General features: G+C 64.4%; 26 protein-coding genes and 1 tRNA gene. 20 read left to right on the top strand and 7 right to left on the bottom strand.

What is annotated here, in order from left to right:
• Positions 1–9: 9 nt before the first annotated feature.
• From EO174_RS04100 to EO174_RS04040, 14 genes are all read left to right on the top strand, one after another.
• Positions 10–1,290, top strand: coding sequence for an HlyD family efflux transporter periplasmic adaptor subunit (locus tag EO174_RS04100; RefSeq protein ID WP_276568234.1), 1,281 nt, complete (start codon positions 10–12; stop codon positions 1,288–1,290).
• The gene (locus EO174_RS04095) at positions 1,287–3,473 is read left to right on the top strand and encodes a peptidase domain-containing ABC transporter (protein ID WP_126942438.1); all 2,187 of its coding nucleotides are present in this window, start codon (positions 1,287–1,289) and stop codon (positions 3,471–3,473) included. The genes EO174_RS04100 and EO174_RS04095 overlap by 4 nt, the downstream gene beginning before the upstream one ends.
• Positions 3,474–3,492: 19 nt before the next feature.
• The gene (locus EO174_RS22870) at positions 3,493–3,660 is read left to right on the top strand and encodes a hypothetical protein (RefSeq protein WP_023905561.1); all 168 of its coding nucleotides are present in this window, start codon (positions 3,493–3,495) and stop codon (positions 3,658–3,660) included.
• Between the two features lie 68 nt (positions 3,661–3,728).
• On the top strand, positions 3,729–4,814 hold the full coding sequence (locus EO174_RS04090) for a hypothetical protein (RefSeq protein WP_342344520.1): 1,086 nt from the start codon (positions 3,729–3,731) through the stop codon (positions 4,812–4,814).
• Entirely contained in the window at positions 4,811–5,419 is a 609-nt protein-coding gene (locus EO174_RS04085) for a DUF6624 domain-containing protein (protein WP_126942435.1), read from the top strand. Before EO174_RS04090 ends, EO174_RS04085 begins: the two co-directional genes overlap by 4 nt.
• A 439-nt stretch (positions 5,420–5,858) precedes the next feature.
• Positions 5,859–7,364 carry a catalase KatB gene (gene katB, locus EO174_RS04080; protein WP_181142067.1) on the top strand — a complete coding sequence of 502 codons (1,506 nt, stop codon included), beginning with the start codon at positions 5,859–5,861 and terminating at the stop codon, positions 7,362–7,364.
• A gap of 57 nt (positions 7,365–7,421) precedes the next feature.
• On the top strand, positions 7,422–7,997 hold the full coding sequence (locus EO174_RS04075) for an ankyrin repeat domain-containing protein (RefSeq protein WP_126942432.1): 576 nt from the start codon (positions 7,422–7,424) through the stop codon (positions 7,995–7,997).
• 868 nt (positions 7,998–8,865) lie between these two features.
• On the top strand, positions 8,866–9,090 hold the full coding sequence (locus EO174_RS04070) for a hypothetical protein (protein WP_016902784.1): 225 nt from the start codon (positions 8,866–8,868) through the stop codon (positions 9,088–9,090).
• A gap of 462 nt (positions 9,091–9,552) precedes the next feature.
• Positions 9,553–10,557, top strand: coding sequence for a tRNA dihydrouridine(20/20a) synthase DusA (dusA, locus tag EO174_RS04065; RefSeq protein ID WP_126942498.1), 1,005 nt, complete (start codon positions 9,553–9,555; stop codon positions 10,555–10,557).
• A gap of 337 nt (positions 10,558–10,894) precedes the next feature.
• The gene (locus EO174_RS04060) at positions 10,895–11,197 is read left to right on the top strand and encodes a hypothetical protein (protein ID WP_104584226.1); all 303 of its coding nucleotides are present in this window, start codon (positions 10,895–10,897) and stop codon (positions 11,195–11,197) included.
• Positions 11,198–11,268: 71 nt separating this feature from the next.
• The gene (locus EO174_RS04055; protein WP_002808458.1) at positions 11,269–11,952 is read left to right on the top strand and encodes a response regulator transcription factor; all 684 of its coding nucleotides are present in this window, start codon (positions 11,269–11,271) and stop codon (positions 11,950–11,952) included.
• Between the two features lie 74 nt (positions 11,953–12,026).
• The gene (locus EO174_RS04050) at positions 12,027–13,397 is read left to right on the top strand and encodes an ATP-binding protein (RefSeq protein ID WP_024939071.1); all 1,371 of its coding nucleotides are present in this window, start codon (positions 12,027–12,029) and stop codon (positions 13,395–13,397) included.
• 144 nt (positions 13,398–13,541) lie between these two features.
• Entirely contained in the window at positions 13,542–15,110 is a 1,569-nt protein-coding gene (locus tag EO174_RS04045; RefSeq protein WP_241235954.1) for a DUF1800 domain-containing protein, read from the top strand.
• Between the two features lie 84 nt (positions 15,111–15,194).
• Positions 15,195–16,382 (top strand): DUF1501 domain-containing protein, encoded by a 1,188-nt coding sequence (locus tag EO174_RS04040; RefSeq protein WP_126942429.1) that lies wholly within the window; start codon positions 15,195–15,197, stop codon positions 16,380–16,382.
• Positions 16,383–16,528: 146 nt separating this feature from the next.
• Here EO174_RS04040 and EO174_RS04035 read toward each other — a convergent pair whose 3' ends face one another.
• Both EO174_RS04035 and EO174_RS04030 read right to left on the bottom strand, forming a co-directional pair.
• A complete protein-coding gene (locus EO174_RS04035; RefSeq protein WP_126942426.1) occupies positions 16,529–17,284 on the bottom strand; it encodes a M90 family metallopeptidase in 756 nt (251 codons plus the stop codon).
• A gap of 8 nt (positions 17,285–17,292) precedes the next feature.
• A complete protein-coding gene (locus tag EO174_RS04030) occupies positions 17,293–17,607 on the bottom strand; it encodes a hypothetical protein (RefSeq protein WP_126942423.1) in 315 nt (104 codons plus the stop codon).
• Between the two features lie 50 nt (positions 17,608–17,657).
• Here EO174_RS04030 and birA point away from each other — a divergent pair, with 50 nt between their 5' ends.
• The 4 genes from birA (at position 17,658) to EO174_RS04010 (ending at position 20,546) form a co-directional block, all read left to right on the top strand.
• Complete coding sequence (gene birA, locus EO174_RS04025) at positions 17,658–18,662, top strand: bifunctional biotin--[acetyl-CoA-carboxylase] ligase/biotin operon repressor BirA (protein WP_321186574.1); 1,005 nt, start codon at positions 17,658–17,660, stop codon at positions 18,660–18,662.
• On the top strand, positions 18,659–19,387 hold the full coding sequence (locus EO174_RS04020) for a type III pantothenate kinase (RefSeq protein WP_126942420.1): 729 nt from the start codon (positions 18,659–18,661) through the stop codon (positions 19,385–19,387). Before birA ends, EO174_RS04020 begins: the two co-directional genes overlap by 4 nt.
• A 156-nt stretch (positions 19,388–19,543) precedes the next feature.
• Entirely contained in the window at positions 19,544–20,437 is an 894-nt protein-coding gene (locus EO174_RS04015; RefSeq protein ID WP_126942417.1) for an SPOR domain-containing protein, read from the top strand.
• 33 nt (positions 20,438–20,470) lie between these two features.
• Positions 20,471–20,546 (top strand) — tRNA-Thr (locus tag EO174_RS04010).
• Positions 20,547–20,716: 170 nt separating this feature from the next.
• On the opposite strand, the gene tmk is transcribed toward EO174_RS04010, so the two are convergent.
• From tmk to EO174_RS03985, 5 genes are all read right to left on the bottom strand, one after another.
• Positions 20,717–21,400, bottom strand: coding sequence for a dTMP kinase (gene tmk, locus EO174_RS04005; RefSeq protein ID WP_104584242.1), 684 nt, complete (start codon positions 21,398–21,400; stop codon positions 20,717–20,719).
• A 534-nt stretch (positions 21,401–21,934) separates the two neighbouring features.
• The gene (locus tag EO174_RS04000; protein WP_016904520.1) at positions 21,935–22,477 is read right to left on the bottom strand and encodes a GTPase; all 543 of its coding nucleotides are present in this window, start codon (positions 22,475–22,477) and stop codon (positions 21,935–21,937) included.
• The gene (locus EO174_RS03995) at positions 22,474–23,391 is read right to left on the bottom strand and encodes a hypothetical protein (RefSeq protein ID WP_126942414.1); all 918 of its coding nucleotides are present in this window, start codon (positions 23,389–23,391) and stop codon (positions 22,474–22,476) included. The genes EO174_RS04000 and EO174_RS03995 overlap by 4 nt, the downstream gene beginning before the upstream one ends.
• A gap of 94 nt (positions 23,392–23,485) precedes the next feature.
• Positions 23,486–23,845 (bottom strand): hypothetical protein, encoded by a 360-nt coding sequence (locus EO174_RS03990; RefSeq protein ID WP_016904518.1) that lies wholly within the window; start codon positions 23,843–23,845, stop codon positions 23,486–23,488.
• Between the two features lie 63 nt (positions 23,846–23,908).
• Positions 23,909–24,361, bottom strand: coding sequence for a roadblock/LC7 domain-containing protein (locus EO174_RS03985; protein ID WP_126942411.1), 453 nt, complete (start codon positions 24,359–24,361; stop codon positions 23,909–23,911).
• A 476-nt stretch (positions 24,362–24,837) separates the two neighbouring features.
• On the opposite strand from EO174_RS03985, the gene rocF reads away from it, so the two are divergent.
• Together rocF and EO174_RS03975 are read left to right on the top strand one after the other, a co-directional pair.
• On the top strand, positions 24,838–25,761 hold the full coding sequence (rocF, locus tag EO174_RS03980; protein ID WP_104584297.1) for an arginase: 924 nt from the start codon (positions 24,838–24,840) through the stop codon (positions 25,759–25,761).
• A gap of 109 nt (positions 25,762–25,870) precedes the next feature.
• Entirely contained in the window at positions 25,871–26,023 is a 153-nt protein-coding gene (locus tag EO174_RS03975; RefSeq protein ID WP_006451340.1) for an entericidin A/B family lipoprotein, read from the top strand.
• Positions 26,024–26,038 lie beyond the last annotated feature (15 nt).

Below are 26,038 nucleotides of genomic sequence, written 5' to 3'. Positions count from 1 at the left end.
GGAGTGCATATGCCGGGCAGTTTCTTCAGGGAAGAAGTGTTGCGCGCACGCCGAGAAGCCTGGCTCGCGCCGGTGCGCCTTGAGGCGCCAAGGTTCGGTTGGCCGTGCTTTGCCACCGCGGTGTTTCTCGTGGTCACAGTGTTCGCGTTGCTGTGCTTTGGAAGTTTCACCCGGCACGAAGCCGTTAATGGCGCATTGGTACCAGACGGTGGCCTGTTGACATTGACGCCGCTCAGCGCGGGCATGGTGTCCAAGGCGTTCGTGGTCGAGGGAGCCACGGTACGGGCTGGTGACCCTGTGCTGGAAATTTCGGGAGAGCAGGACAGCACTTCGCTCGGAGACACGCAGGCATCGGTCATCTCGCAGCTTGAGATAAAGCGCAGTCGTCTGAACGCAGATATGCAGGCGCAGGATCAGCTGTACGCCGCCCAGCAGCGCGATCTGCGCCGAAGGATCGCCTTGCTGCAGGCGCAGGTGGACAACACCGCCGAACAAATCCGGTTGCAGCGCCAGCGCGCAGACAGTGCGCTTCGACTCTACGAGCAATGGGTGAGCGCCGCAGAAAAGGGGATATTGACCAAGGTTCAATTACTGCAGCAGCAAGACATTGCAATCCAGAACCAAAGTCAACTCAAGGAGTTGCAAAAGCATGCGCTAGACCTTCGCGTGGAGCATTCTCAACTGCAATCTCAGCTGGAACAAAATCCTGCGACCTTGGAGGCAAAGCGCAACGAAATTGCCAGGCAGATCGCCGACGTCGCTCAATCCCTTTCGGAGAGCGAGGCGCGCCGTTCCATCGTCTTGCGCGCTCCCGCCGACGGAATCATTGGAAACATGTTTGTCCACGCCGGGCAGCCTGTTAGCGCGCAACAGCCGCTGGTCACCTTATTACCCAAAAATATTACCTTGCGCGCTGAACTTTGGGTGCCTTCCAAGGCCGTTGGATTCGTGACGCGTGGCGATCGCGTCCTTCTTCGCTACCAGGCGTTTCCGTATCAGAAGTTCGGTCGCCACGCAGGGCGTGTGGTTGAGGTCTCGCGTAGCGCGGTCACTTCGAAAGAGTTGTCGTCGCTGCTGGGCCAGCAGATTGAGGAGGCCCGCTATCGTGTCATCGTCGAACTGGAAACACAGCATATTGTCGCCAACGGAAGAAACGAACTGCTGCGCCCGGGCATGGTTTTGGATGCCGACATACTTCTGGAGAAGCGCAAGCTGATCGAATGGATGTTTGAACCCGTTTACGAAATGACGGGGCGTTTGTTGGATAATCCGGCCGGGAAACAGGCATGATCGACACCGCATCGGTCCACCAGCTATTGTCGAACCGTGCGCAGATCGTCCCGGTGATGCAGACGGAAGCGGCCGAATGTGGTCTTGCCTGTCTGGTCATGGTCGCTGGATATCACGGTGACAGAATCGATCTCGCTCAGGTCAGGCGGCGATTCAATATCTCGCAGAGAGGCGTTCGCCTTGAGCGGCTGGTGCAGATTGGTCGTGCCATGGGTCTGGATGTTCGGGCAATGCGAGCCGAGCCTGACTATCTGCAAGACCTGGAACAACCATGCATCCTGCATTGGGACATGTCGCACTTCGTTGTTCTTGAAGGCATAGTGCGAGGCGTTGCGCTGCTACACGACCCTGCACGGGGGACGTTGCGGCTACCGATGTCCGAGGTCGGAAAACATTTCACGGGCGTCTTGCTGGAACTGCAGCCTGGCACAGACTTTCGGCCTTCCGTCGAGGCGCCAAAGGTGTCCTTGCGATCCCTGACAGGGCGAATTTTTGGCCTGAGGCGCGGATTGCTGCAGATATTCGGCTTGGCGTTGGCGATCGAGGTGCTTGCGCTACTTCTGCCTTTCCAGATGCAGTGGGTTATCGACCACGTGCTGGTTTCAGCCGATATGCAGCTGCTTAAGATCCTGACCATTGCTTTCTTGCTTACCGTCGTTTTCCAGACCATGCTGACAGTCGCGCGGAGCTGGATCGTCAGTTGGCTCGGCGCATCATTGAATACCCAATGGATCACCAACCTGTTTGGCCATCTAATGCGGCTTCCACTTGAGTACTTCGAGAAGCGGCATATGGGCGATGTGTTGTCGCGCTTTTCTTCTTTGAAGTCCATTCAGACGACATTGACCGGCAGCTTTGTGGAGGCGATGCTCAACGGGCTTACAGGATGCTTGGCCGTGGTGATTCTGATGGCCTACAGCCTCCCACTTACAAGCCTGGTCCTGGCAGCTTTCACCCTGTATCTCGGCTTGCGTCTGGCGTTCTATCGACTGCAATTCGTGACCAGTCGTGATCAGTTGGCATATGCGGCACGTCAGCAAAGCGAGTTGATGGAGTCGGTGCGGGGCATACAGGCGATCAAGCTTGCCAACAAGCAGGGGCTTCGCCAGGGCAGATTGTTCAGTGCCACAGCACAGAGTGTGCGTCTGGAAATGCAGACGCAACGTTTTGGCCTTGCATTCAATGCGCTCAATCAGGGACTGTTCGGGACGCAGAGAGTGTTTCTCATCGCCATCGGCGGTTACTTGGCATTGAATGGAACCTTGTCGGCAGGCATGCTTGTTGCCTTCCTAGCGTACGCGGATCTTTTCACCAGCAGGGCTGCGGGCTTGGTCGATAAGTTCATCGAACTCAAGATGCTGCGTCTGCATGCGGAGCGGATCGCGGATATCGCCACGACTGCCCCGGATCTAGATGAAATTTCCAGTTATAGCGGCCCGGAGCCCGTTCCTGAAATTCTCGTCAAGGGGCTGAGTTTCCGTTATTCGGACGACGATCCATGGGTCATACGCAATCTCAATCTGCGCATCGAAGCGGGTGAGTCGGTTGCCATTGTGGGCCCTAGCGGCTGTGGCAAGTCCACATTCGCCAAGTTGCTGCTGGGTCTGATCGAGCCGACTGAGGGCACCATCGAGGTCGGCGGTGTCGATATCCGCAAATTCGGGCTGGAAAACTACAGGACGATGGTGTCGGCAGTCATGCAGGATGATCAGCTATTTGCCGGATCGTTGGCCGACAATATCGCATTCTTCGATCCGGATTCGAGTATCGAGCGGATCGCCAGTGCCGCGCAGCTGGCTGCGATCCATGACGATATTGCCAGGATGCCAATGGGATACGAATCCCTTGTCGGCGATATGGGTTCGATCCTGTCCGGCGGTCAACGTCAGCGCGTCATCCTCGCGCGCGCTTTGTACCGGCAGCCGAAGATCCTCGTACTGGACGAGGCGACCAGTCATCTGGATTCCACCAGAGATCAAGTGGTCAACGCGCATATCAAGGCGATGAAAATGACCAGGATCATCATCGCGCACCGGCAGGAAACGATTGCCTCTGCCGACCGCAGGATATCGCTTGTCGCCGATTTGCGAGATAAGCAGGCTGCCAGTCATGGCGCCGAGAAACTTGATGCCAGTGATGGTGTCGAGAAGCACGTCGGTAATTTCGCCGGCGAACTACCCTGAAACAGCCAAGGAGTAAGTAATGGAAAACTTTGAACTCATGGAAAACTCGCGTCCCGTCGCTCAGCGCTTCGCACGTGAGATGACTCAGGAAGAAGTCAGTGCTGTGTCCTGCGGTGGTGCTGGCGATACGTTAGTCATCATCATTGTCGAGGCCATCGACACCGAAACGATCATTATCGTCAGCTAAGCGTACCCCGGCATGGCGACATGCAGATGTCGCCATGCTCCTGTCGCGCCTTGGAATGTGTTGGGTCTATGGACAAAAATATCAGGAATGTGTTGATCGTCGCCCCGCGCAGCGATACGCATGCGTCCGCGATTGCTGCGATGATCGCCGCGTCGGGACACGCCGTGAGCCTGTTGGACACCGGGCAGTGGCCGTGTGGCCTCGACGGGTCTTTGCTGTATGGGTCGCAAGGCGTGAGTGTTGTTCGAGATGGCGTTCCGATTGTCTACGATGCGGCTTGGAGCCGCCGTTTGTTGTTCAATAAATCGGTGCCTACGCATGTCCACGATCAGGACATAAAATTCATCAAGACCGAAGGGCTGCTGTTCGATCTGGGGGCGGTGGCCCTGCTCGCAGCTGGGCACGGCGTAAAGCGTTGGGTCAATGCGCCGCTAGTTGCACTCGCCGCTGATCAGAAGCCGCTGCAGCTCGCCGCTGCAGTTGCCAGTGGTCTGTTAGTGCCGGAGACCTTGATCAGCCATCGTCCGGACGATGTTCATGCATTTCGTCAGAGACATGCCGATGGTGTTGTCGTCAAGCCGTTCAATGTCGGGGCATGGGCGGATGGTGAAAACTACAGCGTCTCCTATGCGACACGCATTGCTCCGAAAGAACAGCTGGCGGATGGGGATCTGCGCGCGTGTCCGACGACCTATCAGCAGGTTATTAGTCATCAAGCGGACCTACGGGTGGTCTGCATGGGGGGGGAGTACTTCTGCATGCAGATGCGTCATTCCTTGTTGGGCGAGATCGACTATCGTGCTGTCAGGCATAAGACGACCATGCACTACGAGTGGATATCTTTGTATCCCGGATTGCAGGCAAAGCTGGATGTGCTTCGATCATCACTGGGGATCGACTTCTTCTGTGCAGATTTTGTCGTCCCCATCGCTGGGGGTGAGCCGGTATTCCTGGAGCTCAACCCAGGTGGACAATTCCTCTATCTGGATGACAAGTCGCCTGGGATGGACATAGCGGGCAAGTTTTGTTCGTTCCTGGTTTACGGGAAAACCAGTAGGTACCGGGAATTTCCACGCTTGGAAGAAAAGCCCGTAGCTGTCCAGAGTGGGACGGGGGTCAAGAGTTTTCCAGAATCGAGAGTTGCGTGCTCATGAAAGTGGTGATGCTAGGAGTGCTGCTGTGGCAGCTGGCGACGATAGGGCATGCTGTTGCTGAAGCAGGGCAGAATCTGCAGCCGGACCACCACTCAATGAATGCTACCTACCGCGAACAGCTGCTGGCACTGGCCGATGCAGATCAGAAGATCCGCGAGCAGATTCGTGGTGCTTTCACGGCGCAACAGCTACAGGCCAACCAAGGCGCAGCGAAAGACATGGCAATGCGTCTGGTTGCGTCGCAACGGGAAAACCAGGCTGCGCTGTCTGCATTGATCGAGAAATTCGGCTTCCCCGATGTCGCGTCGGTTGGCGAAGACGGGGCGCATGCTGGTTTCCTGGTCGCGCAGCACTCCACTGACCGCACGTTTCGCGATGGCTTCCTGAAGAGCATCGAGGTTGCAGTGGCGCGCGGGTCTTACAGCACCGCGGACATGGCATTGTTCGTGGATCGTAATCTGATCATGTCGGGCAAGCCGCAGCGCTACGGTACCCAGCGCAAGGCGGACGGCAGCCTGTTCGAGCTGGAGGATCCGGCGCAGCTGGCACGCAGACGGGCAGACGTAGGTTTGCCTGACGAACAGGGCGGTTCTGGCGGTCTTTGAACCTTGCGGAGATCGCCAAGTGCGATGCGATGGCTGCGCTGCTTGTCAACGCATGGGGCGCGTGCATGCCTGGGTCAAAAAGACGTCGCGATGTACGGGTGCCTTGGTTTTCGCTAGCGATGACACCCGGCCCTGTGCGTATTTTCACCGCATGCTGTTGCTGGTTCGTGAGCCTGCCGATCTTCTGCACTGCAGTATTCTTACAGCCACCAACGCACTGCGTGCGTCGCTGTGAATCAGGTCTGGTCACCGCATCCGCGGCATAAGCGGCATGATCTTCAACGTACCGCCGCTTTGTTACGCGATGCATATCACGCTCTGTAGTCATCATCATGTTCGCCTATCGCAGCGATCATAACTAACGACTTCTCACGCTTCGGCCCGCTGGCCATGATTCAGCTCCCTCAAACGAGCTGACGCCATGCGCCCTGGATCCCTCATGGTGCTAGCCCTGCTAGCCCCCACGCTGATCGCCCCGCCGGTCTTCGCCCAATCCGTCCTGACCCGCGACAACGGCGCCAAGGTCGGTGACAACCAGAACTCGCAGACCGCCGGCGCCAATGGCCCGACCCTGCTGCAGGATGTGCAGCTGATCCAGAAGCTGCAGCGCTTCGATCGCGAGCGCATCCCCGAGCGCGTGGTGCATGCACGCGGCACCGGCGTCAAAGGCGAGTTCACCGCTACTGCCGATCTGTCCAGCCTGACCAAGGCCAAGGTATTCAGTGCCGGCGAAAAGACCCCGGTGTTCGTGCGCTTCTCCTCGGTGGTGCACGGCAATCACTCGCCGGAGACCTTGCGCGACCCGCACGGCTTTGCCACCAAGTTCTACACCAGCGAAGGCAACTGGGATCTGGTCGGCAACAACTTCCCCACCTTCTTCATCCGCGATGCGATCAAGTTCCCCGACATGGTCCATGCCTTCAAGCCGGACCCGCGCACCAACCTGGACGACGACTCGCGCCGTTTCGATTTCTTCTCGCACGTGCCCGAAAGCACCCGCACGCTGACGCTGCTGTATTCCAACGAAGGCACCCCGGCCGGCTATCGCTTCATGGATGGCAACGGTGTGCATGCCTACAAGCTGGTCAATGCCCAGGGTGAAGTGCACTACGTCAAGTTCCACTGGAAGACGCTGCAGGGCATCAAGAACCTCGATCCCAAGCAGGTTGCCGCCGTTCAGGCCAAGGACTACAGCCACCTGACCAACGACCTGGTCGGTGCGATCAAGAAGGGCGACTACCCGAAGTGGGACCTGTACGTGCAGGTGCTCAAGCCGGAAGACCTGGCCAAGTTCGATTTCGATCCGCTGGATGCCACCAAGATCTGGCCGGACGTGCCGGAGCAGAAAGTCGGCCAGATGGTGTTGAACAAGAACGTCGACAACTTCTTCCAGGAAACCGAGCAGGTCGCGATGGCGCCGGCCAACCTGGTGCCGGGCATCGAGCCGTCCGAAGATCGTTTGCTGCAGGGCCGTATCTTCTCCTACGCCGATACCCAGCTGTATCGCGTCGGCACCAATGGTTTGAGCCTGCCGGTGAATCGTCCGCGTGTGGCGGTCAACAACGGCAACCAGGATGGCGAGGCCAATCACGGCCACACCACCAGTGGCGTGAACTACGAGCCGAGCCGCCTGGAACCGCGTCCGCAGGACACTGCTGCGCGCTATAGCGAACTGCCGCTGTCGGGTACCACCCAGCAGGCCAAGATCACCCGCGAGCAGAACTTCAAGCAGGCCGGTGAGTTGTATCGGTCCTACAGCAAGAAGGATCGCGCCGATCTGGTGCAGAGTTTCGGCGAGTCGCTGGCCAACACCGATACCGAGAGCAAGCACATCCTGCTGTCGTTCCTGTACAAGGCCGACCCCGAGTACGGCACCGGCGTGACCCGTGTCGCCAAGGGCGACCTGGCCCGGGTCAAGCAGCTGGCCTCCAGCCTGCAGGACTGATCCACCCACGGCATCGCGGCCTGTGCCGCGGTGCCGTTTCGCTATCGGGAGAGCCATATGCGCACCCTGCTGTTTCTGATGCTCGGCACCCTGTCTGCGGCTGCCAACGCTGCCTCGCCCACAGCTGCCTCCACCAGCGCCACGACTGCCGCCGCCGACCCGGCGCAGATCAAGCTGCAGTTGCGCGAGTACTTCTTCGACGCCGCACGCGAAGGGCGGCAGGACATGCTTGCCGAGTTCATCCGCTCGCACTACGACCTCAACACCCGCGACGAGAAGGGCTACACCGCCCTGATCCTGGCGGCCTATCACGGCCAGCGCCCGGCGGTGGAGCAGTTGCTCAGCGCCGGCGCCGACCCCTGCGCGCAGGACAAGCGCGGCAACACCGCGCTGATGGGCGCGATCTTCAAGGGCGAGCTGGGCATCGCCAAGCGTCTGATGCAGGCCGACTGTGCTCCCGACCAGCGCAACAATGCCGGGCAAACCGCGGCGATGTACGCAGCGCTGTTCCAGCGGACCGACGTGCTCAAGGACCTGGCCGCCAAGGGCGCGGACCTCAGCCTTAAGGATGGGCAGGGCAACGATGTGACCAGGCTGCAACGCGGCGAGTTCGCGACGACCCCGGCGCGCTGAGCGCGCCTGTCATGCGTGGCCGGGCAGGCGTGCGTGATGCCAAGCGTGCGTGGTGCCAGGCGTCAGCAAGCTTGCACAGGCGCCATGCGGCCGATGCCGGCGTGAGCCAACGGCGATGCTTGCTGCAGCGTGCCGTACCGCAATGCACCTGGTGCACAGGCCAGTTGCCTGCAGGCCGCCGCCGAGCGGATTGCACGCCTAGCGCTCGGCCGTCTTCGAAGCGCTGTCGGTGGTTGCGACGGCAGCTCCGTCCCGGTGGCCGTCGGATGAGCCGCTGATCGGCATCGCCTGAGTCCTGCACCTCGATACACGGAGCCTCGGCGGCCTCGCTGCAGCACTCCATCTACCGGGTGCGTACCGGCGACGCCCGCTCGGCTATGACCACCGACGTGGTTCGGGGGGGCAGCCGTTGCGCACCGAGCGCACCGCATCCTCGCTCTGAGATCGGCTGGCCGCGCGTCGACTTACTCAATCTGCCTGCATCACCTGCCGAGAGGCGCAACCATCGCCCCCGCCAGGTTCGGAGGTCAGCCATCGTGCACCGAGCGCAGCGAATCGTCGCTCCCGGATCGGCTAGTGGCTCGCCGACCTGCTCAATTTGCCTCCACGACCCGCCAAAAAGTGCGGCCGCCGCCTCCGCCGGTTTTCTGCCGCAGGCGCGTTGGATCTCTGGCGGAGGTGGTGATTTTTCCGCCACTGCGTCAGGAGTCTCCTGACGTGGAAACGCTTGTGCGCCAAGGGTTTGACAGAAGTCTGAGTGCGCGCTGACTTGCCTGAAATTTGTTCGGGAAAACCGCAAAAAACAGTTCAAGAAAGCGCTGCGAACGCCGATGCTTCCGCTATCGCACACTAGGAATCCCCCCGGACCATGAAGCTCGATCCCTCCATCCCTTTCCTGATGTCCCTGCTGGCCATGGTGCTGTGCACCGCCACTGCCGTGGTCGCCCTGGTGTTCGGTCAGGTACACGTGCTGGCCACGTCGTGGAGCTTCTACACCGTGCTGGGCACTGCCCTGATCACTCTGGTCGCTTCGTACCACGCCCTCGGCAAGCCGCTGAGTGCCGAAGAGCGTGTGGGCTTCCGCAACCCGTAACTACAGATGCGGTCCAGGCGCAGGAAACTACGCTGCACCGGACCAATCAGCTTCGCGCGTCACCGATGATGCACTGCGTTCGCCCTGTCCAGGCGAACGCCGCCAGACACCGCGCATCCTGCAGCGATGCCGCCTGAGCCGCCTGATGACGCTTGCACCGGGCAAGCGACGGGAACGAGAACAGCGCCAGCGCGATGTTGTTCGCTCCTCCCGATGGCACAAAGCCGCCCGCTGCCACCTGCCAAAGCGCGCCGCAAGTACGTCATAAAACGTGCGTCCTGCGTGGATTCGGCCAGCCGAGATGGGGCAGTCACACAGTGCAGTGAGCGATGATCCTGCAGAGGACTCCGGTAGGTAAGCCGTGCGGGATGCCGCGCCGCGCTGCGGCAGATTCATCCACGCCCGTGTAAGCTGTTGATCCTGCTCCGCATTCCGATGGCCGCCTGCTGCGGCCACATGTCGATGACCGCTTCCGCCGATCGCTACGCCGCCTCCCTGCGCCTGTCCGTCGCTCCGATGATGGACTGGACCGACCGCCATTGCCGGGTCTTCCATCGCCTGCTGGCACCCTCGGCGCGGCTATATACCGAGATGGTGCACGCCAATGCAGTGATCCATGGCGATCGCGCGCGGCTGATCGGCTTCGATCCGGTCGAACATCCGCTGGCGCTGCAACTGGGCGGCAGCGAGCCGGCACTGCTTGCGCAGGCCGCGGCGATCGCGCAGGCCTGGGGCTACGACGAGATCAACCTCAATTGCGGCTGCCCGTCCGATCGCGTGCAGGCCGGGCGCTTCGGTGCCTGCCTGATGCGCGAGCCGGGCCTGGTGGCCGACTGTGTTGCCGCCATGCGTGCAGCGACCACGCTGCCGATCACGGTCAAGTGCCGCCTCGGCGTGGACGACGATGACGACTACGCCGTGTTCGCCAGCTTCGTCGATCAGGTGGTCGCAGCCGGTGCGGCCATGGTGGTGGTGCATGCCCGCAACGCGTGGCTCAAGGGCCTGTCGCCCAAGGAAAACCGCGAAGTGCCGCCGCTGCGTTACGACTGGGCGTATCGCCTCAAGCAGGAGCGCTCCGCGCTGCCGGTTGTCCTCAATGGCGGCATTGCGACGGTGGAGGCCGCCATGGAGCATCTACACCAGACCGACGGCGTCATGCTCGGCCGGGCCGCCTACCACGACCCCTACGTGCTGCATCGCCTGGATGCGGCCCTGAACCAGCGTGCGGAGCAGCCGCGCGATGCGTTGCTGCGCGCCTTGCGGCCCTACGTCGAGTCGCAGCTGGAACGCGGCCTGGCGCTGAAGCATATGACCCGGCACGTGCTGGGGCTGTTCCATGGCCAGCCGGGCGGACGCGCGTTCCGGCAGGTTCTGAGCGAGGGCGCACACCGGCCGGGTGCCGGTTGGGATCTGGTCGAGCAGGCCTTGCAGCGCACCGACACCCAGGGCTGGCGCGTGGTGGCCTGAACTGGCTTGCAGCTTGCATTAGCTGAACCGGCATACGGATGTCTGGCATGTAGCGGGATGCCGCCGGGCAGGCGCGACTGCGAAATCCGGCGCTGAACCGTCCTATGGTGGCCGGATGGATTCATTTCGCTGAACCGCGTTAACACAAAGCTAAAAAGTTCAGATGGGATTCACCCCGAAAAATCAAGAATTTGGGTCTATTCTCGGGTTCGACCATGCGGTGCCCGGTGGCCGTCTTCACGAATTTTGAATGTTCCTGAACAACCCGCTAGGATTTATTGTGACCCAGCCGTCCTGCCGCGCCCGCTATGTCGTCCTGGTTGCCCTTGGGGCCGCCATGGCAGCGCCGTTGGCATGGGGACAGGCGTATCCGATGTCGCATGCGGGGCGCGAGGCGTTGCCGCCGTCTGCGCGCGGCAATGGACGCACGCTCTCGGACACCATCCGGCAGGTGCAGCGGTCCACCGGTGGACAGATCCTTAGTGCCGAGCGCGTGCCGTTCGACGGGGGCAATCTCAACCGGATCAAGTACATGAAGGATGGCCGCGTGCATACCGTGTATGAGTCGGAGCAGATGCAGGCCACGCCGCCGCGCAGCCAGGCTCAGCCGGATGCGCCACCACGCGACGATAACCACTAGACGTAGATAGTTCTGCGTTCAGTCTTATAAATTCCCCGGCCATTGGCCGACAACGTAACTAGGGAGAGTGCATGCGTATCCTTTTGGTCGAAGACGAAGCTCCGCTGCGCGAGACCCTTGCCGCGCGCTTGAAGCGTGAAGGCTTTGCTGTCGACGCTGCACAAGACGGCGAAGAAGGCCTGTACATGGGCCGCGAAGTCCCGTTCGATGTCGGCATCATCGACCTTGGCCTGCCCAAGATGTCCGGGATGGAGCTGATCAAGGCGCTGCGCGACGAGGGCAAGAAATTCCCGGTGCTGATCCTGACCGCGCGTTCGAGCTGGCAGGACAAGGTCGAAGGCCTCAAGCAGGGTGCCGACGATTACCTGGTCAAGCCGTTTCATGTGGAAGAGTTGCTGGCGCGCGTCAATGCGCTGCTGCGACGCGCCGCAGGCTGGAGCAAGCCGACCCTGGAATGCGGCCCGGTTGCCCTAGATCTGGCAGCGCAGACGGTCAGCGTCAATGGCGCCAACGTGGACCTGACCAGCTACGAGTACAAGGTGCTCGAGTACCTGATGATGCATGCCGGCGAACTGGTCTCCAAGGCCGATCTGACCGAGCACATCTACCAGCAGGATTTCGATCGCGATTCGAACGTGCTGGAAGTGTTCATCGGCCGCCTGCGCAAGAAGCTCGATCCCGATGGTGAGCTCAAGCCGATCGAGACCGTACGCGGTCGCGGCTACCGTTTCGCCATTCCGCGTACCGAAGGCTGAGTCCGCGCATCGGCAAGCAGGAAGATCAGGTGCCGGGCCGCTCCAAATGGTATAGACGCTGGCGGCCGCGCTCCCTGCAGGCCCGCCAGCTGCTGGCTGCCAGCCTCAGTCTGGTGGCCTTCCTGGCCCTGGCGGGGTATGCGCTGGACGTGGCGTTTGCCGATACCGCCGAGAAAAACCTGCGCGAGCGGCTGAAGAACTACGCCTCTGCGTACGCGGCCAATATCGATTTCGTCCGCGACGGCTCGCTGTATATCGGCGGGCAGCCGCCAGACCCGCGTTTCGATGTGCCCGGTGGCGGGCTGTACGTGGAAGTCGTGCGCCCGGATGAAAGCTGGACCTCGATGTCGGCCGAGGGCCCGAATATTCCGCACGGGCGCATGCTCGAGCCGCGCCAGGAAGAATTCATCGGCCCGCTGGAGATGACCCAGATCGACGGCAGCGTGGGCCAGTTGTACCGCTACGGCCTGGGTGTGAGCTACGTCGAGCGCGAACACGGCGGGGAGATTCCGTACACCATCTACGTGATGGAAGATGCGCGCTCGATGGGTGCGCAGCTGCGCGTGTTCCGTGGCGCGGTGTGGTTCTATCTCGGCAGTGCCGGCGTGGTGCTGCTGGTGCTGCAGGCCTTCATCCTGCAATGGAGCCTGCGTCCGCTGCGGCGGGTCATCAACGAGTTGACCAAGGTGCAGCGCGGCGAGATCCAGCGCATGAGCGAGCAGCATCCGCGCGAGCTGGAGCCGCTGACCGAAAGCATCAACGCCTTCATCGAGAGTGAGCGCGACAATCTGGACCGCCAGCGCAATACGCTGGCCGATCTGGCACACAGCCTCAAGACGCCGATCGCGGTGTTGCGCACCCAGCTCGATAGCGGGCAGTCCGAGCGCGATCTGCACGAGGAAATGGACGTACAGCTGCGCCGCATGAACGACCTGGTGTCCTACCAGCTCGCACGCGCGGCCTCTAGCGGCCACAAGCTGTTTGCCGCACCGCTGCCGATCGAGTCGACCGCCGAAGAAATCGTGCGCGGACTGGAGAAGGTCTATTCGGTCAAGGGCGTGTTGTGCGAGTTCGATATTTCGCCCGACGCGCGCTTTCATGGGGAGCCGGGCGACCTGCAGGAATTGCTGGGCAACCTGCTGGAAAACGGCTTCAAGTGGGCGCGCAGTCGCGTGCTGCTGACCGCCCAGCCCGGTCCCACCACCGGCAGCCGTCGCGCCGGTTTGATCCTGTCGGTGGAAGACGATGGCCCCGGCATCGCGCCGGAAGACGTGGCCAAGATCCTGCAGCGTGGCGTGCGCGGCGACGAGCGCGTGCAAGGCCACGGCATCGGCATGTCGATCGTGCAGGACCTCATCAAGGCCTACCGCGGCGAACTGCAGGTGGTGCGCTCGCAGGAACTGGGCGGTGCCCGCTTCGACGTGACCCTGCCGCCGGGACTGTGACCGGCATGGGTGGCGGAATGAACCGGTGGTCAACGTCGCAGCGCGCTCCGACAACCGTTTAACGCCCCGCGCGTTGGCGTGACCATACTGGGCCGATTGCAGGCCGCTGCGATGGAGAGCTGCATGTTCGAGCGCAATGCACAGATGCACTGGCTGAGCGCACATCCGGTGGGCACGCGCCGCCGTCATCGATGGCAGCTGACGTGGCTTCTCGCGGGTTGTGCCTTCGCCATGTCGGGCAGTGCTGCCAATCCAGCACTGACGCCGACCCAGACACGCTGGCTGCAGCGTGCCACCTACGGTGTGGATGCCGGTAGCGCAGCGCAACTGCAGCGGCTCGGGCCCAAACGCTACGGCAAGCTGCTATTGCAGGCCGGCGACGATGCGGCACTGCCAGCGCCGATCCGTGCCCAACTGCAGCAATTCGATGCATTGCACACGCCCTTGCTGGCCTTGCTGACGCAGTACGAGGCCGACAAGATCCGCCTGCAAGGCATGCCCGATGGCGACGAAAAGACGGCATTGCGCAAGGCGTGGCAGGCGCGTGGCGGGCAGATGCTGACCCAGGCGCGTCAGGCGCAGCTGCTGCGTGCGGTGTATGCGCCGGAACAGGTGCATGAGCAGCTGGTGTGGTTCTGGCTCAATCATTTCAGCGTGTACGCCGACAAGGGGCGCGTGAAATGGATGGCGGCCGATTACATGGAAAACGCGATCCGCCCACACGCCACCGGCAAGTTCGCCGACCTGGTGATGGCCACGCTGGAAAGCCCGGCGATGCTGGAGTATCTGGACAACGCCAAGAACGCCAAGGGCAAGGTCAACGAAAATTACGCACGCGAACTGATGGAGCTGCACACGCTGGGCGTGCATGGCGGCTACAGCCAGCAGGATGTGCAGCAGCTGGCGCTGATCCTTACCGGTGCCGGCCTGGTGCCGGTCAAGGCCGAGGGCGCTCCGCCGCTGGCCGCTACCGCGCCGGGGCAGCCGCAGGTGGTGCGCAAGGGGCTGTTCGAATTCAATCCTGCGCGTCATCAACCTGGCGACAAGACCTTGCTTGGCCAGCGCATCGCCGCCGGCGGCCTGGATGAGATCGCGCGTGCGGTGCAGTTGCTGGTGCGGCAGCCGGCATGCGCCCATTTCATTTCGCAGCGCTTGGCCGAGTACTTTGTCAGCGACACGCCACCGGCCGCGTTGGTCGAACGCATGGCAAACACCTTTCAGCGCAGCGATGGCGATATCGCCAAGGTCATGCAGACCCTGCTGGATTCAGCGGAGTTTGCGCAGGCGCAACCGCGCAAGTTCAAGGATCCGAATCGGTTTGTGGTCTCGGCGATGCGGCTGGCGTACGAGGGTCAACCGGTGGTCAATGCCGCGCCGATGGTGAGCTGGGTGCAGCAACTCGGCGAGCCGGTGTTCGGGCGCATCACTCCCGATGGGTGGTCGCTGCAATCGCAGGCGTGGACCAGCTCCGGGCAGCTGGCACGCCGCTTCGAGGTGGCGCGTGCGTTGGGGGGCGGACCCAGGCAATTGTTTCGCTTCGATGGCGATAACGACACGCCACTTCCGGCGCTGACGCGGATCGATACGCGCCCATCGTATCGCTGGGTTGCGCCGTCGCTTTCCAGCAGCACGCGTGAGGCGCTGGACCAGGCGCGTTCGCCTGCGGAATGGAACGGATTCCTGCTGTCATCGCCGGACTTCAACTATCGCTGATTCAAGGGGCGCCGATTCAACGGCCGCCGATGCAATACCCGCTGATCAACAACCGACCAGCGATCACCGCCACGGGAGTGCGCCATGCAACGACGTCGATTTCTGCTCGCCTCCGCAGCGGCCGCCAGCCTGCCCTGGAGCGGTCGCCTGTTTGCTGCACCACGCGACAGTGCACGCATGCTGGTGGTGTTCCTGCGTGGCGGCTATGACAGCAACAACCTGCTTGTGCCGCATGCCAGCGATTTCTATTATCAGGCGCGTCCGACCCTGGCGATTGCGCGGCCGGATGCGGCCAATCCGTACAGTGCCATTGCGCTGGATACGCAATGGGGGCTCAACCCGGTGATGCGCGATGCGCTGCTGCCGCTATGGCAACGCCAGCAGCTGGCGTTCGTGCCGTTTGCCGGCACCGACGATCTGTCGCGCAGTCACTTCGAAACCCAGGACGACATCGAATCCGGGCAGGCCGGCACGCAGCGCCGCGATTATCGTTCCGGCTTCATGGCGCGCCTGTCGGGCGTGCTCAGCGGAGTGCCGGCGATTGCCTTCACCGATTCGCTGCCGCTGACCTTCCAGGGCGGCGGCGACCTGCCCAACGTGTCGTTGCGGGGCATCGGCAAGGGCGGTATGGATGCGCGACAGGCGCAGATCCTGTCGCAGATGTACGACGCAACGCCGCTGGCAGCGGCCGCGCACGAAGGTCTGGCGCTGCGTCAGCAGGTCACCGCGCAGCTGCGCGAAGAGATGGAGCAGGCCGGTCGCGGCGCCGCCAGCGCGCGCAGCTTCGCCGACGAAACCCGGCGCATGGCGAGCCTGATGCGCGAGCGTTATCGGCTGGGATTTGTCGATGTCGGCGGTTGGGACACGCACGCCAACCAGGGCAGTGTCGAGGGCGGCCTGGCCAACAATCTGCGCAATCTGGGCGAAGGGCTGGCGGCGTACGCCGAGGCCCTGGGGCCGGCATGGAAGGACACCGTGGTGGTGGTGCTGTCCGAGTTCGGCCGCACCTTCCGCGAGAACGGCAGCAAGGGCACCGATCATGGGCATGGCACCACGTACTGGGTACTGGGCGGCAGCGTGCGTGGCGGCCGGATCGCGGGCGAGCAGGTCGCCGTTGCGCAGGCACAGCTGCTGCAGAACCGCGATTATCCGGTGCTCACCAATTACCGCAGCCTGTTCGGCGGTGTATTGAGCCGGTTGTGGGGATTGTCGCCTGCGCAGCTGGACCGGGTGTTTCCCGGGGCCAGGCCGCGCGATCTTGGGCTGGTGTGACTGCGTGGCAGTGCGTTGATGCGGGCAGTCCGTCTGCGTGCGGACCTGTGCGGCATCGCGCATTGGCGCGGTGGGTAACACCAGCGGCCGACACGCGCGACAGCATTGCATCAGGCCATCCCGATGTCTGCTGCGATGTCACACCCTCAGCGCTGCGCTGAAGATGCAAACGGGGAAAGCCCGTAAAACCGCGTCAGCTGCGCAGCGATATCCGGCATGACGCGCGCCAGCAGCTGCGGTGCGGAGAAGTGGTATTCGCTCACCACTGCAAAGAATTCGTCCGGTGCTTCGGCGGCATACGGGTCGATCTCGGTGTCTTCGCCGGCATCGACGCGTTGGCAGAAGGCGTCGAAGGCCTGCTGAAAATCGCGTGCCCAGGCGCGCTGCGCATCGCGCGGCAGCGGCGGAGTGCCGTCGAGGGCGCCATCGAGTGCATCGAGCTTGTGCGCCATCTCATGCACGATCACGTTGAAGCCGGCCTGCGGGTCGTCCAGGTCGGCCTGCACGTCGGCCCAGCTGACGATCAGCGGGCCTTGTTCCCAGGCCTCGCCGATCAGGGTGTCGTCCCAGGCGTGCATTACCCCGGCCGCATCCACATGCGTGCGCTGCACGCGGAACGCGTCCGGGTAGACGATCAGTTGCGACCAGCCACGCCAGCCGGCCGCGCCGATGTTCAGCAGCGGCAGGCAGCAGCTGGCAGCCAGCAAGACGCGATCGTGGGGTTGCAGCTGCAGCCCGCCGATCGGCGAAATGGTCTTTTGCTGCAGGAACTGCGCGGCCAATGCACGCAGACGTTGCTGGCGGGGCAGGTCGAGCGCAGCGACCCAGGCGCAGCGGCGGCTGGCCGCAACCCACAACGCATCGGGAATATCGAGCGGCGGCCGGCGCAGCCGGCGCAACACCCACTGGATCAGCGGAACATGCCCGGCAGGAAGCTATGCCAGCGCGGCATCGTACGCATGCGGGGGAACAGTCCGTCGCCGTCGCTGCCACCGCCGCCGGTGGCCGGCGTGGGCTTGTGCGCGGGAGCGCGTGCCGGGGCTGCCGGGTCGCTGTTGGGGGTTCTGCCACGTGCCGCCGAGTTGCTGCTGACGCAGCTCTCATGATCGCCATCGGCCAGCTGGTCCGATGCCAGTGCGGCAAGCGGAGCCAACAACAACAGCAGGCAAACCGTGATTCGGCGCATCGTCCACATCCAGGGCAAGCGGCGTGAGTGGCCGATCATAACGTGCTTTTCACTCCCGCACGCAAGCCAGGCTGGGCGGGTGGGAGCGCTTGGCGCATACTTTCACGGATCGATTTGGGAACCTTGCCGTGGATGACCGCGCCTTGCTGGCCAAACTTGCGAGCGGCCGGCTATCCGGCGATGCGTTGGCGCGCGACGCCGGGCTGACCCGTGCGGCGGTGTGGAAGCGGATCCAGCATCTGCGCGCGGCCGGGGTCGAGATCGAAGGGCGGGCCGGGGACGGCTACCGCCTGGCGGCACCGCTGGACCTGCTGGACGAGGCGCGCATTCGTGCAGCGCTGTCGGCCGATGCGCTGGCAGGCCTGGCTGCGCTGGAGGTCGCCTGGACGCTGGAATCCACCAATACCAGCTTGCTGGCGCGTCCGGCGCCGGAGCAGGGCGTGGCAGTGCTGCTGGCCGAGCGGCAGACCGGCGGGCGTGGCCGGCGCGGACGCCAATGGACTTCGCCGCTGGGCGCACACATCTATCTCTCGGCCTCGCGCCGGTTCAGCGGTGGGCTGGGGCAGTTGGCCGGGCTCAGCCTGGCCGTGGGCGTGGCGGTGGCCGAGGCCTTGCGTGATTGCGGCTTTGCCGATGTCGGGCTGAAATGGCCCAACGATCTGCTGGCGCGCGAGCGCAAGCTGGGCGGCCTGCTGATCGAAGGCGGCGGCGAAATGGCCGGCAACGCGCGCGCGGTGATCGGGCTGGGTTTGAACGTGCATATGCCGGCCGCCGCCGCCGTTGCGATCGACCAACCATGGGTGGATCTGGATACGCTGGCCGGCCGCGCGGTGTCGCGCGCGACCGTGGTTGCGGCGGTGGTGTCGGCGCTGCTGCCGGCGCTGGCGCTGTTCGAAGCGCAGGGGCTGGCGCCGTTCCTGGGCCGCTATGCGGCCCTGGACGTCTTGCGCGGCCGCGCGGTGCAGGTCGAAGAGGCCGGCACCCGGCATCACGGTGTTGCGCTTGGCCTGGCAGCCGACGGCGCGTTGCGGGTGCAACTGGGCGAGACGGTGCGGCTGTTCCACTCCGGAGAAGTGAGCGTGAGACCTGCATGAGCGAGTGGCTGTTCGACCTGGGGAATTCGCGGTTCAAGTACGCACCGCTGCAGGGCGACCGCGCAGGCGATGTGCAGGCCTGGCCGCACGGTGCCGAGGCGATGGATGCGGCCGCATTGGCCGCATTGCCCACCGGGCGCATTGCGCACGTGGCCAGCGTGGCCGCGCCGGCATTGACGCAGCGCATGCTGGGCTGCCTGCGCGAGCGCTTCGAACAGGTGCGCATCGTGCGGACCGTGGCCGAATGCGCCGGCATCCGCATCGCCTACGCAGACCCGGGCCGTTTCGGGGTGGACCGCTTCCTCGCGCTGCTGGGCGCACGCGGCGACGCACCGGTGCTGGTGGCCGGCGTGGGCACCGCGCTGACCATCGATGTACTGGGCGCCGACGGACAGCACCACGGCGGGCGGATCGCTGCCTCGCCGACCACGATGCGCGAAGCGCTGCATGCGCGCGCAGTGCAGTTGCCGGCCAGCGGCGGGGCCTATGTCGAGCTGGCCGACGACACCGACGACGCATTGACCTCCGGCTGCGATGGCGCCGCGGTGGCGCTGATCGAACGCAGCCTGCAGCACGCCCAACGCAGCCTGGGCGTGCCGGTGCGGCTGCTGGTGCACGGGGGCGGTGCGCCGCCGTTGCTGCCGCTGTTGCCCGATGCCAGCTTCCGCGCGGCGTTGGTGCTGGACGGGCTGGCGACCTGGGCCAGGGCTGCGTCGGCAGCTTGAACGCACGAGCCGCGCGCTCGCACGGCCTCGCAGCGGGTGCGGCCGGCAGACGGAACCGGCCGGCCGCGCCGGTGCACTGCGCCCACGAGCCCTGCCCTCGGCGGCGGGTCGACGAGCACTCGTGCGTTGTGACCGCCCCCGCTTAGAATCCTTGGCATGTATGTGCGCGCACTCATCGTTGTTCTGATCGTCCTCAATGCCGGTGTGGCGTTGTGGTGGGCGTTGCAGCCGGCACCGGCAGCCGTGGCTGCACCGCCGCAGCCGGCTGGTGTGGCGCGCCTGGAAGTACTGCCGAGCACGGCGACAGCCGCGGCGGCTGCGGTGTCAGGCGAGGCAGGCACCGCAGCGGCGGCGTCGGGCGCTGCGCCGACCGCACCATCGGATGCGCCGGCACCGGCATCGCCTGAGACATTGACGACCGCACCAGCGGCGGCAGCTTCCTCGACAGCTGCGGCTGCGGCGAAGGTGGCCGCCACGTCGCAGTCATCGGCACAGGCGCCATCACCAGCACCGGCCAAGCCCGCTCCGTCGCCGGCCGAGCGTGCCGCGGCAGCGCCGATCAACGCTTCGCCGGCGGTGCCCGCTCCGGCCGCTGCGCCGGAGCGCTGTGCCAGCCTGGGGCCGTATGCGGCGCGCGCCGAGGCCGATGCCGCGCTGGCACGCTTGCGTGGCCAGGCCACGCGCACCCGCGTGCGCGAGGACAAGGACGCCGGGGTCAGTACGTTCCGGGTGATGCTGCCCAATGTCGGCGACCGTGCGGCGGCGCAGGCGTTGGTCAAACGTATTGCTGCGGCCGGCATCGGCGACTATTACGTGATTGCCCAGGGTGAGGACACCAGCATCGCGCTGGGCCAGTACCAGAGTCGCGAACGTGCCGAGCGACGTCAGGCCAGCCTGGCCGGCGCGGGATTTCCGGCGCAGCTGCTGCCCAGCGGCAACGGGCAATCGCGCTGGTGGATCGATGTGCGCAGCACGGCCGCAATCGGGACATTGCAGGGCACCGCAGGCGCAACGCGTCAGCGGTCGCTAGATTGCACCACGCTGCGCTAGAATGCGCACCGGCGCGCAACGCGCTTGGCCTTTGCCGGCATAGCTCAGTTGGTAGAGCAACCGCCTTGTAAGCGGTAGGTCCCCAGTTCGAATCCGGGTGCCGGCACCACGAAGGTCCTTCGTGGTCTCCCGCAATCTGTGCATGTAGCTCGGTGCTGGCTGCCCGTCAGCGCCCCGGAGCGCGTCTTCGCGGGTTCGACCGGTCGAGAACAGATCCCTGCACGCAGCCCGCCAATCACTGCGCGGTTGCGTTTGCCTGCGCGTGGTTCGCGCAGCACCTCAGGCCGGGCGACCGGCCGACAGCAGCTCCAGCGTGGCCTTGTCGGCGTCGGCGTCGGCGGCCTCGCTGCGTAGGCGGTCGGCCAGTGCGGCGACGACGATGGCGTGGGCCTGGCGGAGCACGCTGTCCGCATCGGCACTGGCGTCCACGACGTGCTTCCCCGGCAGCTGCAGCTGCGCAAAGATGCTGCGGCAGCGTTCCAGGTTGTCCTGGGTCTCGAAGTGATTGGGCGCATCGCCGCGGGCGCGGATACGCGCCAGCCCGGTGGGCGGGGGCAGGTCGAGCAGCAGCAGCACGTCCGGGCGCGGCGCGAAGGCGTTGCGTTCCAGCAGATCGTCCAGCGGCAGGCCGGCAGCGCCCTGGTAGGCGACCATCGAGGGGAAATACCGGTCCAGGATCACGATGTCGCCGCGTGCCAGCGCCGGTGCGATCAGGGTGTCCACGTGCTCGTGGCGGTCGCGGATCAGCAACTCGGCTTCTTCGTCCGCGCGCAGGCGGCCGGTGGCGGCGGACTGGCGCAGCTGGGTGCCCCAGGGGCCGTTGGTCGGCTCCTTGCTCAGCACCACGCGCGCGCCGGCCGCTTCCAGCGTGGTGGCCAGGCTGCGGGCGAGGGTGGTCTTGCCGGCGCCGTCGATGCCTTCGATCGCGATCAGCAGACCGCCGGGCTTCAGTTCGAGTGTCATCGCGCTACTTTATCCGATCATGGTGCTGGATCAGCACTTGCGCAGCGGCATCGACCTCGGCCTGCAATCGCCGATCCCGGTGGGTCAGGTATCTGCTGCGTCTATCTGCTGCGTCCACCGATGGGCGTTGATGCCGCACATCGCTGCGTGCGTGAAACGGCGGGACGACTGGTGTGTCCAACGCGTCGCCGGGCGTGCCTTGCAACCGCCGGTTGCGTGCGTGGCTGGCGACCGGCCGCCAGCGCTATTGCCCATGCCGTATCGCCGGTATGTCCTGCGCGATGTCGGGAATGTCCCGATGCCCTGGTTTCCGACCGTGCCTCATACTGAACAAGTCAGGCAGCGCGCTCGAAGATATGACGTTCGCGTCGCGTGCCTGGCATCAAGGAAGATGGACGCGTCGCCGCCACCCTAGAGGCGGCATCCCCCGCGTGACGCCCCTCAGGCACCGTCGTGACCGGATTCCTTGTTTTGTCTCGCGCCTCGTCTTGTCTTTGCGCCGCCCGCCTCGGCATGCGCCAGGCGCATGGCCGGTCAGCTGGTTGCCGAGGTGTAACGATAGGACAGCAGCGACTTCACCAGGAACGTGATCTGGGTGGCCGAGCGCGCATCCACGCGCATGACCGGGATGCGGAAGCCTTCGGCCACCAATGCGTCGCGGAACGGCGGCAGCAAAAAGTCCTGCATTTCGTCGGTCATGGTGATGCCCACCGCCAGGCTTGCCGCAGGTGCGATCTGCGAAAACTCGCGCAGCAAGGCCACGGTGGCATCGCGCATCTGCGGATCGCGCGCGCTGACCAGCACGATCACGCCCAAGGCGCCGTCACACACCAGCGGCCACATGAAATCCAGGTACTTCTGCCCCGGCACGCCGTAGACGTGCAGCAACTCGCCGTCTTCCAGTTCGATCGAGCTGTAGTCCAGCGCGACCGTGGTGTAGGTCTTGTCGCCGTAGGCATCCTGGCTGAGCGGCATCTCGGTGCTGACCGGCTCCACGTCGGAAATGGCGCGCACGGCGGTGGTCTTGCCGGCGCCCATGCCGCCAACGAACACCAGTTTGTTGGCCGGAAGACTCATGACTGCGCCTGAAAGAGAGAGAGGCCAAAGCGACGTGCGACCCAGGAGAGAAACCGGGAGTTGCTGCTGTCCGGGCGGGGCTGCGTTGCAGGCACGGGAATCTCCGCGGTCTGGGCAAGGCCGCTGGCGAGTGCCGCGGCGAACAGGCATTCCACCGTTTGCAGCGGTAGCTTGCAAGCCTTGGCCAGCGCCTGCGGGCGCCACGGACGCGCATGCAGGTGGGCAATGGCCAGCAGCCGCGCCGGCGAACTGGTCTCGGCGCTCAGCTCCGGCCATTGGCGCAGCTGCAACGCGTGGCTGGGTTCGACCGCCGGCAGCGCGGGGCGCAGGTGCTCGGGCAGGGCGAAATACAGCGCCTCGAACGAAAGGCGTTGGGTCAATGCGCTATCGGCGGTGTCCGGTACGACCTGCCAGCCGGGGCGATCCAGTGCGGCGACCAGCTCCGGCAACGCAATGCCGGCGGGAAGCTGCACGCAGCCGTTGGCCGGATCCACGCGCACCTGCAGGTGTGCATGGCGCAACAGCACCGCAGCGGTACCGAACTCGCCGCGGCAATGGCGGACCAGCAATGCCGGCTCGGCGACCTGCGCGTGATCGGAGGACGACAGCAGCAGGCGCATCTGTTCGTTGAGTTCGCGCACGGTGGCGCCGTGCTTGAGCCATGCGCCGCCCACCGGTGTCCGCGACACCACCAGCACACGCACGGGTTGCCCCTGCAAGGCCTGCCAGGCGGCCAGGCCGTCGGCGCTTTCCAGCCCCAGCACCACCACCTCGGCGGTATGTTGCGGCCATTGCCCCAGCTGCACGTCGATGCGTTCGGCCAGCAACAACGAGCACGCCAGTTTCAGGCGCGTGGTGTGCAGCAGGTCCAGGCCGGCCGTGGCGACCCGCATGGCGTGAATGGGTGTGGTCATGACAGGGCGCCGCGTCGGCGCTTTGAAAGTGCGGTGCCTGCCGGGACAAGCCGGCAGGCCGGGCAGGCGACGCGTGCGCGCCGCCGGTGTGGCATCAACCGAAGTCCAGGGTCTTCTCGAACGCCTTGAGCTCGTGGCGGGCCATGGCCAGATTGGCCTTGGCGCGATCCAACACGACGTACAGGAACAAGGTGCCGTTGCTCTCCAGCGGACGCAGCAGGTGGTACTGACGCGCCAGGGTGATCAGGATGTCTTCGATGGTGTCGTTCAGGCCGAGCTGCTCGGCGATACGGCGCTTGGCACGCACCACTTCGGTATTGCCGGCCGCGGCAAGTTCCAGGTTGAGATCGGTGCCGCCGGTCATGCCCAGCGCCATGCCGCTGTCGCTATCGACCAGGGCGGCGCCGACGAAGCCGGCGATCGAATGCAGGTGTTCCAGATTGAGTTTTGACACGGGTCGTCCTTACGAGCGATGAGAGATGGGTGCACTGGCACAAGCACGAACAATGCCAAACGCTCAGTTCGCCGGCTGCGCCAGCGCCGCAGCCAGACGGCCGGCGCAGTCGCGCGCGTTGAACAACAGCGCCGCGGCATTGATGTCGTTGCCGCCCACCGCAGTGAGCGTCAATGGTTTGTCGGCGCGAATGCGGATCAGCACCAGCTGCCCGCCACGCGTACTGATGGTGGCGTAGTCGGCTTCGCTCAGGCTGGATTCGCGCGCCAGCGTCTCGCCCAGGGTCAGGAACGAATTGGCCATGGCCGCCAGACGGCGACCGTCCACATCCAGGCTGGAGTGTTCGGCGATGGCACGCCCGTCGGCGGTGGACAGCATCAACAGGCGGATGCCCCGCTCGCGCTCGATGGTCTGCGCGAACTCGCGGCCGATGCGCTGCAGATCGTAGTGATGCGTCGCCCGCGCGATCTCGCCCACGGCAGCCTTGACGACCTGGTTGACGGCGTTATGCGGCATGAAATCCTCCCCTGTACGAAACGCGCTGCGCGATGAAGGATCCTGTCGATGACACCGGGTCCCGCGCTGGCGGGCGAACAGTAGCATCGGCACGTTTTGTCATCGTCATAGCACCCTCAATGTCTTAACTGTGCGGTCAGGCAAGCACATTCGGCAAAGCGCGAATACGCCACAAACTGCCCAACCACGTCACCTGAAGCGGCCGTCGGGACGCCGTTGCCGCCCCAAGCGGACGCGGCCGATGGCGCTGGTTCGCCGGGCTGCATCACGCCGACGCGGCGGTGTTGCGCCTGCTGCCCGAGCCGGTTCGACGACTGCCCGCTACGCACTATCGGCCGCACTTTCGATTGCTGCAGTGGCAGATGCGATTGCGTGATGGGACGCACGGCGTGCGTCGTGCGTCGTGCTGCGCTGCCGCGCGTCAGCGCGCGGGCCGGCGACTAGACTGCAGCGCTTTCTCGATGCTGGAGCAATGCATGGCGACGCAGTATGTGCCGGTTTCCCTGATTGGCGTTCCCACCGACATCGGTGCCGGCCACCGTGGTGCGCGGATGGGGCCGGAGGCGCTGCGCATCGCCGGGTTGCAGGAGGCCTTGATCGGCCGCGGCGTGGAGGTGCGCGATCTGGGCAATCTGGATGGGCCGCGCAATCCCTGGCAGGCCCCGCAGGCCGGCTACCGGCACCTGGACGAAGTGGTGGCCTGGAACCAGGTGCTGATGGAGGCCAGCTATGCGCAGCTGCGCGCCGGGCGCATGCCGATCATGCTTGGTGGCGACCACTGCCTGGGCATCGGTTCGATCACCGCCGTGGCCAGGTACTGCCGCGAGCAGCAACGCCCGTTGCGGGTGCTGTGGCTGGATGCGCACTCGGACTTCAATACCAGCGAGGTGACGCCGTCGGGCAATGTGCACGGCATGCCGGTGGCCTGCCTGTGCGGGCTGGGTCCGCAGGCATTGACCCACCTGGGCGGCAGTGCGCCGGCGCTGCTGCCCGAGCAGGTGCGGCAGATCGGCATCCGTTCGGTGGACCCGGAGGAGAAACGCCTGATCAAGCAGCACCGCATCGATGTCTATGACATGCGCTACATCGACGAGGCCGGCATGAAGCGCACCATGGAGACCGCCTTGCAGGGCATGAGCGAGGACACCCATCTGCATGTGAGCTTCGATGTGGATTTCCTGGACCCGAGCATCGCGCCAGGCGTGGGCACCACCGTGCCGGGGGGACCCAATTACCGCGAGGCGCAGCTGGTGATGGAGATGATCGCCGATACCGGGCGCATGGGGTCGCTGGACATCGTTGAACTCAACCCGGTGCTGGACAACCGCAATGCCACGGCGGAGCTGGCGGTGGATCTGGTCGAGAGCCTGTTCGGCAAGTCGACACTGATGCGAGATTGATCGATCGCTGAACGCGGCACGCCACGTTCACATCAAATCCACGGCCGCGCAGTCAGATTTGGCGCCAGAGATGGTGCGTCTGCACCGAACGCAGAACTGAGGAAGACCGATGAAGCGACTGCTGACACTGATGGTACTGGGCCTGTTTTCGGCCGGTGTGATGACTGGCTGCAACACCATGGCTGGCGCCGGCAAGGACATGCAGGGCGCGGGCGAGAAGGTCGAAAAGAAGGCCGACAATTGCAGTGACGGTAAGTGCTGATCCTTGAGTTTTGTT

Origin of the sequence: Xanthomonas sp. BRIP62418, assembly GCF_003993495.1 — a bacterium.
Taxonomy (GTDB): Bacteria; Pseudomonadota; Gammaproteobacteria; order Xanthomonadales; family Xanthomonadaceae; genus Xanthomonas; species Xanthomonas euroxanthea.
Note: the sequence above shows the minus strand (reverse complement) of the source record. Positions and strands in the feature narration are given on the sequence as shown.